The sequence below is a fragment of the Kitasatospora sp. GP30 genome, assembly GCF_029892145.1.
Taxonomy (GTDB): Bacteria; Actinomycetota; Actinomycetes; order Streptomycetales; family Streptomycetaceae; genus Kitasatospora; species Kitasatospora acidiphila.
Genome location: NZ_JARZAH010000009.1, coordinates 44225 through 56541, shown reverse-complemented (window position 1 = coordinate 56541; position 12317 = coordinate 44225). Strand labels below are relative to the sequence as shown.

Here is a 12317-nt window from a genome sequence, read left to right as displayed (position 1 = left end):
TCCGAGATGTCCGAACCCGAGCAGGACAAGCCGTCCTTGCTGGGACCGGCCGCAGGCTTCGGCGTGACCTTCACGGCCATGTTCAAGAAGCGGCTGACCGAGCAGTACCCCGAGCAGAAGAAGCCCACCGCCCCCCGCTTCCACGGCCGCCACCAGCTCAACCGGCACCCGGACGGCCTGGAGAAGTGCATCGGCTGCGAGCTGTGCGCCTGGGCCTGCCCCGCCGACGCGATCTACGTGGAGGGCGCCGACAACACCCAGGAGGAGCGGTACTCCCCGGGTGAGCGGTACGGCGCGGTCTACCAGATCAACTACGCCCGCTGCATCCTCTGCGGCCTGTGCATCGAGGCCTGCCCGACCCGGGCGCTCACCATGACCAACGAGTACGAGCTGGCCGACTCCTCGCGCAAGGACCTGATCTTCACCAAGGAGCAGCTGCTGGCCGGCCTCACCGAGGGCATGGTGGCGCCGCCGCACGCCATGTACCCCGGGACCGACGAGGGTGCCTACTACCGGGGCGAGGTCCACGAGGCCGCGCCCGGCACCACGACCCAGCAGGAGCGGGACCAGGAGACGCACGAGCGCGGGGTGACCTCATGACCTCCACTGGCGAGGCGGTCCAGTTCTGGGTGCTGGCGGTGATCGCCGTCGGCGGGGCACTGGGCATGGTGACCATGCGCAAGGCCGTGCACAGCGCCCTCTGCCTGGCCGCCACCATGCTGGCGCTGGCCGTCTGCTACCTGGCCCAGGGCGCGGTCTTCCTGGGTGTGGTGCAGATCGTCGTCTACACCGGCGCGATCATGATGCTCTTCCTCTTCGTGGTGATGCTGGTCGGCGTCTCCAGCGCCGACAGCCTGAAGGAGACCCTCAAGGGCCAGCGGATCGCCGCCGTGCTCTGCGGGCTCGGCTTCGGGGTGCTGCTGATCGCCGGCATCGCCAACGCCAGGCTCAGCCACTTCACCGGCCTGGCCGAGGCCAATGCCGAGGGCAATGTGCAGGGCCTGGCCCGGCTGATCTTCACCAAGTACGTCTGGGCCTTCGAGGTCACCGGCGCGCTGCTGATCACCGCGGCGATCGGCGCCATGGTGCTGACCCACCGCGAGCACGTGAAGCCGCCGAAGACCCAGCGCGAGCTGGCCGCCGAGCGGGTCAGGGAGAACAAGCAGGTCACCCCGCTGCCGGCGCCCGGCGTCTACGCCCGGCACAACGCGGTGGACATCGCCGGCCTGCTGCCCGACGGCTCGATCGCCGAGGACTCGGTGATGGGCACCCTGCGCGAGCGCGGCCAGATCCGCGACGTCAGCCAGGACATGCTGCGCCGGATGGCCGAGCTGGAGAACAGCAGCGCCGACTGGCTGGGCCGGCCCTCCTCCGAGCGGCCGAGCCCGAGCACGCCGCCGTCGCAGCGGACCGCGCTGGAGACCGTGCCGAACAACGAGTCGACGTCCGAGGAGGCGGAGTGAATCCGGTCAACTACCTGTACCTCGCGGCCCTGTTGTTCACCATCGGGGCCGCGGGGGTGCTGATCCGGCGCAATGCCATCGTGCTGTTCATGTGCGTCGAGCTGATGCTCAACGCGTCCAACCTGGCCCTGGTCACCTTCTCCCGGCTGCACGGCAACCTGGACGGCCAGATCATGGCCTTCTTCACCATGGTGGTGGCCGCGGCCGAGGTCGTGGTGGGCCTGGCCATCATCGTCAGCATCTTCCGTACCAGGCACTCGGCTTCGGTCGACGACAGCAACCTGATGAAGCTGTAGGGGCCCCAGGTGAACTCACTCATCCCGCTGCTGATCGCAGCGCCGTTGGCCGGTGCTGCCCTGCTGCTGCTCGGCGGCCGCCGGCTCGACCGGTCCGGCCATTGGTTCGGCCTGCTGGCCGCCGCCGTCTCCTTCGTCCTCGGGCTGGTCCTCTTCTTCGAGATGCTCGGCCGGCCCGTCGCCCAACGGGCCGTCCAGGTCAAGGTGTTCAGCTGGATCTCGGTGGGCAGCTTCCAGGCCGACGCCGCCTTCCAGCTGGACCAGCTGTCCATCACCTTCGTGCTGCTGATCACCGGGGTCGGCACCCTGATCCACCTCTACTCGGTGGGCTACATGGCCCATGACGAGCGGCGGCGGCGCTTCTTCGGGTACCTCAACCTCTTCCTGGCGGCCATGCTGCTGCTCGTGCTGGCCGACAACTACCTGCTGCTGTACGTCGGTTGGGAGGGCGTCGGGCTCGCCTCGTACCTGCTGATCGGCTTCTGGCAGCACAAGGTGAGCGCGGCCACCGCGGCCAAGAAGGCGTTCATCGTCAACCGGGTCGGCGATGTCGGACTCTCCATCGCGATCATGCTGATGTTCACTCAGTTCGGCAGTTTCTCCTTCAGCCAGGTGTTCGCCGCCGCCCCGCAGGAGAGCCGGGGCGGGCTCACCGCGATCGGCCTGCTGCTCCTGCTGGCGGCCTGCGGCAAGTCGGCCCAGGTGCCGCTGCAGAGCTGGCTCGGGGACGCCATGGAGGGCCCGACCCCGGTCTCCGCGCTGATCCACGCGGCCACCATGGTGACCGCCGGCGTCTACCTGATCACCCGCTCCAGCGCCATCTTCAACCGGGCGCCGGACGCCCGCCTCGCGGTGGTCTGCGTCGGCGCGGTCACGCTGCTCTACGGTGCGATCGTCGGGTGCGCCAAGGACGACATCAAGAAGGCGCTGGCCGGCTCGACCATGTCGCAGATCGGCTACATGGTGCTGGCCGCCGGGCTCGGCCCGATCGGCTACGTCTTCGCCATCATGCACCTGGTCACCCACGGCTTCTTCAAGGCCGGGCTGTTCCTCGGCGCCGGTTCGGTGATGCACGGCATGAACGACGAGGTGAACATGCGTCACTACGGCGGGCTGCGCAAGTACCTGCCGATCACCTTCGTCACCTTCGGCCTGGGCTACCTGGCGATCATCGGCTTCCCAGGGCTGTCCGGCTTCTTCTCCAAGGACAAGATCATCGAGGCGGCCTTCGCCCAGGGCGGCACCGAGGGCTGGATCCTCGGCGTTGCCACCCTGGTCGGCGCCGCGGTCACCGCCTTCTACATGACCCGCGTGATGCTGATGACCTTCTTCGGCAAGCAGCGCTGGCAGCCCGACGAGAACGGCGAGTTGCCGCACCCGCACGAGTCGCCGAAGATCATGACGCTGCCGATGATCGTGCTGGCCGTCGGCTCGGTGCTGGCCGGCGGGCTGTTCAGCATCAACGACGCCTTCGTCAACTGGCTGACCCCGGTGACCGGGCACAGCGACGGAAACTCCCCGCTGTCGTCGATCACGGTCACCCTGATCACCGCCGCCTGCATGCTGGCCGGCGTCGGCGCCTCCTACCTGGTGTACGGGCGCAGCGCGGTGCCGGTCACCCCGCCGGTCGGCTCGGTGCTCACCCGGGCCGCCCGCCGCGACCTGCTGCAGGACGACATCAACCACGCCCTGCTGGTCCGCCCCGGCACGGCACTCACCGCCGCGCTGGTCTACTTCGACGCCAAGGGCCTGGACGGCGCGGTCAACGGGGTGTCCGCCGGCATCGGGGGCCTGTCCAGCCGGGTGCGCCGGGTGCAGAACGGCTACGTCCGCTCCTACGCCCTCTCCATGTTCGGCGGCACGCTGGTGCTGGTCGCCACGACTCTCCTGATGAGGTCGGTATGAAGAAATTGACTGTGCGTCAGGAGGTTCTGGGCATGAGCGAGCGCAAAAGGTGCGTGTTGCGCTCTGCGCCCGCCGAGCGAAGCGAGGTGGCCGCATGAGTGTTCTGCTCACCGCCACCTGCGCCGTCCCGGCCGCCGGGGCGATCGTCACCGCCGCACTGCCGGCCGGGACCAGCGAGGCCCGGCGCCGGACCAGCAGGATGACGGCGCTCGGCTTCTCGGCCGCCACCCTGGTGCTGGCCGCCGTCATCGCCGCCAGGTTCCACCCGGGCGGCCCGCGCTACCAACTCACCGAGTCCTACAGCTGGATCCGGACCTTCGGGATCGACTTCTCGTTCGGCGTGGACGGGATCGGCGCGGCGCTGGTGCTGCTCACCGCCGTGCTGGTCCCGCTGGTGATGCTGGCCTCCTGGCACGACGCCGACCCTGCCCCGTCACCCGACGGGACGTTCGAGAACCGTCGCCGCACCCAGGGCTTCTTCGCGCTGATCCTGGCCGTCGAGGCGATGGTGCTGGTCTCCTTCCTGGCCACCGACATCTTCCTGTTCTACGTCTTCTTCGAAGCCATGCTGATCCCGATGTACTTCCTGATCGGCGGCTTCGGCGACCGGGCCGGCGGGCCCGAGCAGGCCCGGCAGCGCTCCTACGCCGCCGTCAAGTTCCTGCTCTACAACCTGCTCGGCGGCCTGGTGATGCTAGCCGCGGTGATCAGCCTCTACGTCATCGCCCGCAACCAGAACCAGGGCACCTTCGACCTGCAGGCGCTCACCAAGTCGATCGCCGACGGCAAGCTGGTGATCGACTCCGGTGCGGAGAAGGCACTCTTCCTCGGCTTCTTCTTCGCGTTCGCGGTGAAGGCCCCGCTCTGGCCGCTGCACACCTGGCTGCCGAACGCGATGGGCGAGTCCACCGCCGGAACCGCCGTGCTGATCACCGCGGTGGTCGACAAGGTCGGCACCTTCGCGATGCTGCGGTTCTGCCTGGGCCTGTTCCCGAACGCCTCGAAGTTCTTCGCCCCCGCGATCCTGGTGCTGGCGGTGATCGGGATCATCTACGGCGCGCTGCTCGCGGTGGGCCAGAAGGACATCAAGCGGCTGGTCGCCTACGCCTCGATCTCCCACTTCGGCTTCATCATCATGGGCATCTTCGCGATGACCAGCCAGGGCCAGAGCGGCGCCACCCTCTACATGGTCAACCACGGGATCTCCACGGCGCTGCTGATGCTGATCGCGGGCTTCCTGATCTCGCGGCGCGGCTCCCGGCTGATCGCGGACTACGGCGGGGTGCAGAAGGTGGCCCCGGTGCTGGCCGGCACCTTCCTGATCGGCGGCCTGGCCACCCTCTCACTGCCCGGACTCGCCCCGTTCGTCAGCGAGTTCCTGGTGCTGGTCGGCACCTTCACCCGCTACCCGGCGCTCGGCATCATCGCCACCCTGGGCATCGTGCTCGCCGCGCTCTACGTGCTGGTGCTCTACCAGCGCACCATGACCGGCCCGGTCAAGGCGAGCGTCAGCGGCATGCCGGACCTGAAGGCGCGTGAACTCCTGGTCGCCGCACCGCTGATCGCGCTGACCATCGCGCTCGGGGTCTACCCCAAGCCGCTCACCGACCTGGTGAACCCGGCGGTCGCCGACACCCTCACCCAGGTCCACCGGACCGACCCGGCTCCGGCCCACCCGATGGCCGCCACCCCTGGAGGTGTGACCAAGTGAGCCTCATGACTCTGGCCGCAAGCGGCAACACCCCCAGCATCCCGGCGCCGCAGATCGAGTACGGCCAGCTCTCCCCGATGCTGGTCGTCTTCGGCACCGCCGTGGTGGGCATCCTGCTGGAGGCCTTCCTGCCCCGGCGGCTGCGCTACCAGGCACAGGTGGGCGTGGCGCTGCTCGGCCTGGCGGGCGCCTTCGCCGCCGTGCTGGTGCTGGCGATCCAGGGCTACGGCAGCACCAAGAGCGGGCTGCTGGCGATGGGCTCGGTGGCGCTGGACGGGCCCGCCCTGTTCCTGCAGGGCGTGATCATCCTGGCCGCGGTGCTCGCCGTGCTCACCTACGCCGAGCGCGGCCTCGACCCGAAGATCGAGGGCGTGCCGCAGGATCCGTTCACCGCCCAGGCCGCCGCCACCCCCGGCGGCGAGCAGGAGCAACTGGCCACCAAGGCGGGCTTCGCCGCCACCGAGGTCTACCCGCTCACCCTGTTCGCGGTCGGCGGCATGCTGCTCTTCCCGGCCGCCAACGACCTGCTGACCATGTTCGTGGCGCTGGAGGTCTTCTCCCTCCCGCTCTACCTGCTCTGCGCGCTGGCCCGGCGCCGTCGGCTGCTCTCCCAGGAGGCGGCGGTCAAGTACTTCCTGCTGGGCTCCTTCTCCTCGGCGTTCTTCCTGTTCGGCAGCGCCCTGCTGTACGGCTACTCGGGCAGCTTCCGGCTGCCGGAGATCGCCGACGCGATCTCCGGCACCGCCCCGGTCACCCCGGCGCTGGCGATCACCACCCAGAACGACGCGCTACTGCTGATCGGGCTGGCGATGCTGGCGGTCGGCCTGCTGTTCAAGGTCGGCGCGGTGCCGTTCCACGCCTGGACGCCGGACGTCTACCAGGGCGCCCCGACCCCGGTCACCGGCTTCATGGCCGCGGCCACCAAGGTCGCCGCGTTCGGCGCGCTGCTGCGGATCTTCTACGTCGCCTTCCCCGGACTGCGGTGGGACTGGCGCCCGGTGATGTGGGGCGTCGCGATCCTCACCATGGTGGCCGGCGCGGTGCTGGCGGTCACCCAGCAGGACGTGAAGCGGCTGCTCGCCTACTCCTCGATCGCCCACGCCGGGTTCCTGCTGACCGGCGTGATCGCCACCAACCGGCAGGGCGTCGGCGCGGTCCTCTTCTACCTGCTGGCCTACTCCCTGGTCACCCTCGGGGCGTTCGCGGCGGTCACCCTGGTGCGCGACTCCCGGGGCGAGGCGACCCACCTTTCCAGCTGGGCCGGGCTGGGGCGGCGCTCGCCGCTGCTGGCCGCGGTCTTCGCGCTCTTCCTGCTCTCCTTCGCCGGGATCCCGCTGACCGCGGGCTTCACCGGGAAGTTCGCGGTGTTCCAGGCCGCGGCGGCGGGCGGGGCCACCCCGCTGGTGATCGTGGGTGTGCTGAGCTCGGCGGTGGCCGCGTTCTTCTACATCCGGGTGATCGTGCTGATGTTCTTCTCCGACCCGCAGCCGAACGGGCCCGCCGTGGTGATCCCGAGCACCGCGACGGCAACGGTGATCTCGGTCGCGGTGGCCGCCACCCTGGTGCTCGGCCTCGCGCCGCAGTACTTCCTGGATCTGGCGTCCAAGGCGTCGACGTTCGTCCGCTGAACGGGCGTCGGCGGCGCGGCGGGTCGACGGACCGTGTGTTCGTCCGCTGAACGAGCCGTGAACAGCCGGGTCCGGGGCATTCGGCCCCGGGCCCGGCGGCGCGTTCCCCTCCTCACCCGCACGCCCGTACAGTGATCCATTCGTGACCCGATACGCTGCTGGTGATGGCAGCGGCCGCAACAGGGACCGGACCGCATGATCGACCGGCGACAGGAGTGGTCTTCGTGACCGTCGTAGGAGGACTCTTCGGGCTCAGCGTGGAGGACCGCGATCTGACCCGTGACGTCCAGGCCGGGATGGAGGCGGTGGAGGCCGCCCTCGCCGAGGCCGTCAAGAGCGACATCTCGTTCATCACCGTCACCGCGAGCCATCTGATCGAGGCCGGCGGCAAGAGGTTCCGCCCGCTGCTGGTCATGCTCGCCGCCCAGTTCGGCAACCCGAGCGCGCCGGGCGTGGTGCCGGCCGCCGTGGTGGTGGAGCTGACCCACCTCGCCACCCTGTACCACGACGACGTGATGGACGAGGCCCCGGTGCGCCGCGGCGCGCCCAGCGCCAACGCCCGCTGGGACAACTCGGTGGCCATCCTCACCGGCGACTTCCTGTTCTCCCGGGCCTCCCAGGTGCTGGCCGACCTCGGCCCCGAGGCCGTCCGGATCCAGGCCGACGCCTTCGAGCGGCTGGTCACCGGTCAGATCCTGGAGACCGCGGGCCCGCAGGCCGGCAGCGACCCGCTGGGGCACTACCTCGACGTGATCGCCGGCAAGACCGGTGCGCTGATGGCCGTCTCCGGCCGGTTCGGCGCGATGATGGCCGGGGCCGAGCCGTGGATGGTGGAACTGCTCACCGAGTACGGCGAGAAGATGGGCCTGGCCTTCCAGCTCGCCGACGACGTGCTGGACATCGCCAGCGACGGCCACGAGTCCGGCAAGACCCCCGGCACCGACCTGCGCGAGGGCGTGCCGACCTTGCCGGTGCTGCTGCTGGACTCCATGCCGCTGGACCAGAGCGACCCCGAGGACGCCCGGCTGCGCGAGCTGCTCCAGCTCGACCTGACCGACGATCAGCGGCACGCCGAGGCGCTGCGCCTGCTGCGCCGCCACCCGGCGCTGGAGCACGCCCGCCGGGAGACCCTGCGGTACGCCGAGGAGGCCCGCGCGCTGCTCGACCCGCTGCCGGACTGCCCCGCCAAGGCGGCGCTGCAGGGGCTCTGCGACGCGGTGGCGATCCGTACGATGTGACCCACTGCCACCCGCTCGGGGCAGTGCCACTCGCTTGGGGGAACCAGATGCTGCGCGTCGTCATCGCCGAGGACTCGGTCCTGCTCAGGGAGGGCCTGACCCGGCTGCTCACCGACCGCGGCCTGGAGGTGGTGGCCGGAGTCGGCGACGGTGAGGCGCTGCTGACGGCGGTGGCCGGGCTGGCCGCCGGCGACGGCCTGCCGGACGTGGTGGTCGCCGACGTCCGGATGCCGCCCACCCACACCGACGAGGGCGTGCGCGCCTGCGTGGAGCTGCGCAAGCGCTTCCCCGCGCTCGGGGTGCTGGTGCTCTCCCAGCACGTCGAGCAGCAGTACGCCGCCGAGTTGCTGGCCTCCTCCACCCGGGGCGTCGGCTACCTGCTGAAGGACCGGGTGGCCGAGGTCCGCGAGTTCGTGGACGCGGTGCGCCGGGTGGCCGAGGGCGGCACCGCGCTGGACCCGGACGTGGTGCAGCAGCTGTTCAGCCGCAGCCGCCGGGGTGACGTGCTGGCCGGGCTGACCCCGCGCGAGCGCGAGGTGCTCGCGCTGATGGCCGAGGGCCGCAGCAACGCCGCGATCGGCAAGCAGCTGGTGGTCTCCGACGGCGCGGTGGAGAAGCACGTCTCCAACATCTTCGCCAAGCTCGGCCTGAGCCAGAGCTCGGAAGACCACCGCCGGGTGCTCGCGGTGCTCACCTACGTGAACTCCTGATCGATCGAGTTCGTACTGTCCACCGGCGAGGAAATAGCCGCACGCATCTGATTGCTCTACCTACCGCCGAGGAAATCTCGACCCGCATAGGATGCGATCAGTGCACCAGGCGGACGGAGCACACGGCTTGCGCCCGCGGCTGGTGCCCCTGAGGGAGGTCCGCGGCAGTGACCAGCGAGGTCGATCAGGTGGAGGCAACAGGCGGCGACCCAGGTGGTGCCGACGGCGCTGCGGAGCGCACGGCACCGGAGGCGCCGTCCCGGCGGGGCAAGCCGATCCGCCGGGTGGACAGGGTGATCATCCGGTTCGCGGGGGACTCGGGTGACGGGATGCAGCTGACCGGGGACAGGTTCACCTCGGAGACGGCCGCGTTCGGCAACGACCTGTCCACCCTGCCGAACTTCCCGGCCGAGATCCGCGCTCCGCAGGGCACCCTGCCCGGGGTGTCCAGCTTCCAACTGCACTTCGCCGACCACGACATCCTCACCCCGGGTGACGCGCCCAATGTGCTGGTCGCGATGAACCCGGCCGCGCTGAAGGCGAATCTGGCGGATCTGCCGCGCGGCGCCGAGATCATCGTCGACACCGACGAGTTCACCAAGCGCGCGCTGGCCAAGGTCGGCTACCCGGCCGACCCGCTGGCCGACGGCTCGCTCTCCGGCTACCACCTGCACAAGGTCCCGCTGACCACGCTCACGCTGGAGGCGCTGAAGGACAGCGGGCTGCAGCGCAAGGACGCGGGGCGGGCCAAGAACATGTTCGCCCTCGGGCTGCTGTCCTGGATGTACCACCGCCCCACCGAGGGCACCGAGAGGTTCCTGCGCAGCAAGTTCGCCAAGAAGCCGGCCATCGCCGAGGCCAACATCAAGGCGTTCCGGGCGGGTTGGAACTTCGGTGAGACCACCGAGGACTTCGCGGTCTCCTACGAGGTGCAGCCGGCCAAGCTCCCGGCCGGCACCTACCGCAACATCTCCGGCAACCTGGCGCTCTCCTACGGCCTGATCGCGGCCTCGCAGCGCTCCGGGCTGCCGCTGTTCCTCGGCTCGTACCCCATCACCCCGGCCTCCGACATCCTGCACGAGCTCAGCAAGCACAAGAACTTCGGCGTGCGGACCTTCCAGGCGGAGGACGAGATCGCGGGCATCGGCGCCGCACTGGGCGCCGCGTTCGGGGGCTCGCTGGGGGTCACGACGACGTCCGGGCCGGGTGTGGCGCTGAAGTCGGAGACCATCGGGCTGGCGGTCTCGCTCGAACTCCCGCTGCTGGTCGTCGACATCCAGCGCGGCGGCCCGTCCACCGGTCTGCCGACCAAGACCGAGCAGGCCGACCTGCTGCAGGCCATGTTCGGGCGCAACGGCGAGGCCCCGGTGCCGATCGTGGCGCCGGCCACGCCCGCGGAGTGCTTCGGCGCCGCCCTGGAGGCGGCCCGGATCGCGGTCACCTACCGCACGCCGGTGATGCTGCTGTCGGACGGTTACCTGGCCAACGGCTCGGAGCCGTGGCGGATCCCGGCGGTCGACGAACTGCCGCACATCTCGCCCGACTTCGCGAGCGAGCCCAATGCGGAGGGCGGGGCGTTCCACCCGTACAAGCGCGACCCCGAGACGCTGGCCCGGCCGTGGGCGGTGCCCGGCACGGCGGGTCTTGAGCACCGGATCGGTGGGATCGAGAAGCAGGACGGCACCGGCAACATCTCCTACGACCCGGCCAACCACGACCTGATGGTCCGCACCCGGCAGGCGAAGATCGACGGCATCGCCGTGCCGCCGGTGGAGGTTGACGACCCCTCCGGGACGGCTCGGGTCCTGGTGATCGGCTGGGGCTCCACCTACGGCCCCATCACGGCGGCGGTGCGCCGGGTCCGCGCCGACGGCGGCGAGATCGCCCAGGTGCACCTGCGCAACCTCAACCCCTTCCCGGCCAACCTGGGTTCGGTGCTCCGCGGGTACGACAAGGTCATCGTCCCCGAGATGAACCTCGGCCAACTCGCCCTGCTGCTGCGCGCCAAGTACCTGGTGGACGCCCAGTCCTACAACCAGGTGCGCGGACTGCCCTTCAAGGCAGCCCAGTTGGCGGACGTGCTGTGGGCGGCGATCGGCACCCTGGACGGAGAGACCCGATGAGCGACTTCCCTGCCCTCCACCTGGTCCCCAAGGCGGACGCACCGCAGACGGCCAAGGACTTCAAGACCGACCAGGAGGTGCGCTGGTGCCCCGGCTGCGGGGACTACGTGATCCTCAACGCGGTCCAGTCCTTCATGCCGGAGCTGGGGATCCGGCGCGAGAACACGGTGTTCATCTCGGGCATCGGGTGCTCCTCCCGCTTCCCGTACTACATGAACACCTACGGGGTGCACTCGATCCACGGGCGCGCCCCGGCGATCGCCACCGGCCTTGCGACGTCGCGCCGGGACCTCTCGGTGTGGGTGGTCACGGGTGACGGGGACGCGCTCTCCATCGGCGGCAACCACCTGATCCACGCGCTGCGCCGCAACGTCAACCTCAAGATCCTGCTCTTCAACAACCGGATCTACGGCCTGACCAAGGGCCAGTACTCGCCCACCTCAGAGCTGGGCAAGATCACCAAGTCCACCCCGATGGGCTCCCTGGACGCGCCGTTCAACCCGGTCTCGCTGGCCCTGGGCGCCGAAGCCACCTTCGTCGCCCGCACCATCGACTCCGACCGCCCGCACCTCACCTCGGTGCTGCGCGCGGCGGCCCAGCACGAGGGCACCGCCATCGTCGAGATCTACCAGAACTGCAACATCTTCAACGACGGCGCCTTCGACGTCCTCAAGGACGCGAGCAGCGCCGAGCGCACCCTGATCCGCCTCACCCACGGCGAGCCGGTCGTCTTCGGCACCCAGGGCGTCTTCCGCAACCCCACCACCGGCGAACTCGAAGTCCGCGATCTCACCGACACCAACCGCGCCGACGTCGTGATCCACGACGCCCACGCGCCCAGCCCGGTCTCGGCCTTCGCCCTCTCCCGCCTGGCCGACAACGACACCCTGCACCAAACCCCGATCGGCATCTTCCGCAACGTCGACCGCCCGGTCTACGACACCCTGATGGCCGACCAGTTGGAGGCAGCGGTAGCCCAGAAGGGCCCGGGCGACCTGGGCGCCCTGCTGACGGGCAGCGACACCTGGACGGTCGCCTGACGGTTCATCACCGGCCCCTGGGCGCTGCCCAGGGGCCGGCCGCCAGAGCAGTCCGCATCACAGCACTGGTGCCGGACCTGAATGCAGGGCTGCGGCCGACTCAATGAGCCCCAAGTGCAGGATACGCCGGTCAGCTCGGCGGGGTCCTCGTTGCGGAGAGCCTCGTCAAGCAGTTGCCGGACCTGGCGCTCGATATCTGGTGT

At 70.0% G+C, this 12317-nt stretch carries 10 protein-coding genes; all 10 read left to right on the top strand.

Annotation, left to right across the window (positions count from 1 at the left end):
* Window positions 1-6: 6 nt before the first annotated feature.
* Complete coding sequence (gene nuoI / locus P3T35_RS16125; RefSeq protein ID WP_101381842.1) at window positions 7-600, top strand: NADH-quinone oxidoreductase subunit NuoI; 594 nt, start codon at window positions 7-9, stop codon at window positions 598-600.
* Window positions 597-1463 carry an NADH-quinone oxidoreductase subunit J gene (locus P3T35_RS16120; RefSeq protein ID WP_101381843.1) on the top strand — a complete coding sequence of 289 codons (867 nt, stop codon included), beginning with the start codon at window positions 597-599 and terminating at the stop codon, window positions 1461-1463. Before nuoI ends, P3T35_RS16120 begins: the two co-directional genes overlap by 4 nt.
* Window positions 1460-1759 carry an NADH-quinone oxidoreductase subunit NuoK gene (gene nuoK / locus P3T35_RS16115; RefSeq protein ID WP_101381844.1) on the top strand — a complete coding sequence of 100 codons (300 nt, stop codon included), beginning with the start codon at window positions 1460-1462 and terminating at the stop codon, window positions 1757-1759. Before P3T35_RS16120 ends, nuoK begins: the two co-directional genes overlap by 4 nt.
* A 9-nt stretch (window positions 1760-1768) precedes the next feature.
* On the top strand, window positions 1769-3664 hold the full coding sequence (gene nuoL, locus P3T35_RS16110) for an NADH-quinone oxidoreductase subunit L (protein WP_101381845.1): 1896 nt from the start codon (window positions 1769-1771) through the stop codon (window positions 3662-3664).
* Between the two features lie 94 nt (window positions 3665-3758).
* A complete protein-coding gene (locus tag P3T35_RS16105) occupies window positions 3759-5375 on the top strand; it encodes an NADH-quinone oxidoreductase subunit M (protein ID WP_101381846.1) in 1617 nt (538 codons plus the stop codon).
* A gap of 5 nt (window positions 5376-5380) precedes the next feature.
* Window positions 5381-7003, top strand: a complete 1623-nt coding sequence (gene nuoN, locus P3T35_RS16100) for an NADH-quinone oxidoreductase subunit NuoN (RefSeq protein ID WP_101385209.1) — start codon at window positions 5381-5383, stop codon at window positions 7001-7003.
* Between the two features lie 224 nt (window positions 7004-7227).
* On the top strand, window positions 7228-8241 hold the full coding sequence (locus tag P3T35_RS16095; protein ID WP_101385210.1) for a polyprenyl synthetase family protein: 1014 nt from the start codon (window positions 7228-7230) through the stop codon (window positions 8239-8241).
* Between the two features lie 47 nt (window positions 8242-8288).
* Window positions 8289-8951, top strand: a complete 663-nt coding sequence (locus P3T35_RS16090; protein ID WP_280706409.1) for a response regulator transcription factor — start codon at window positions 8289-8291, stop codon at window positions 8949-8951.
* A 275-nt stretch (window positions 8952-9226) separates the two neighbouring features.
* Window positions 9227-11074 (top strand): 2-oxoacid:acceptor oxidoreductase subunit alpha, encoded by a 1848-nt coding sequence (locus P3T35_RS16085; RefSeq protein ID WP_280706550.1) that lies wholly within the window; start codon window positions 9227-9229, stop codon window positions 11072-11074.
* Window positions 11071-12114, top strand: coding sequence for a 2-oxoacid:ferredoxin oxidoreductase subunit beta (locus P3T35_RS16080; RefSeq protein ID WP_101381847.1), 1044 nt, complete (start codon window positions 11071-11073; stop codon window positions 12112-12114). Before P3T35_RS16085 ends, P3T35_RS16080 begins: the two co-directional genes overlap by 4 nt.
* Window positions 12115-12317 lie beyond the last annotated feature (203 nt).

Excerpts from the sequence above, each read along its gene's own strand:
- P3T35_RS16090 (WP_280706409.1), top strand. The coding sequence starts at position 8,289 with ATGCTGCGCGTCGTCATCGCCGAGGACTCGGTCCTGCTCAGGGAGGGC.
- nuoI (WP_101381842.1), top strand. The coding sequence starts at position 7 with ATGTCCGAACCCGAGCAGGACAAGCCGTCCTTGCTGGGACCGGCCGCA.
- P3T35_RS16120 (WP_101381843.1), top strand. The coding sequence starts at position 597 with ATGACCTCCACTGGCGAGGCGGTCCAGTTCTGGGTGCTGGCGGTGATC.
- P3T35_RS16105 (WP_101381846.1), top strand. The coding sequence starts at position 3,759 with ATGAGTGTTCTGCTCACCGCCACCTGCGCCGTCCCGGCCGCCGGGGCG.
- P3T35_RS16080 (WP_101381847.1), top strand. The coding sequence starts at position 11,071 with ATGAGCGACTTCCCTGCCCTCCACCTGGTCCCCAAGGCGGACGCACCG.
- nuoN (WP_101385209.1), top strand. The coding sequence starts at position 5,381 with ATGACTCTGGCCGCAAGCGGCAACACCCCCAGCATCCCGGCGCCGCAG.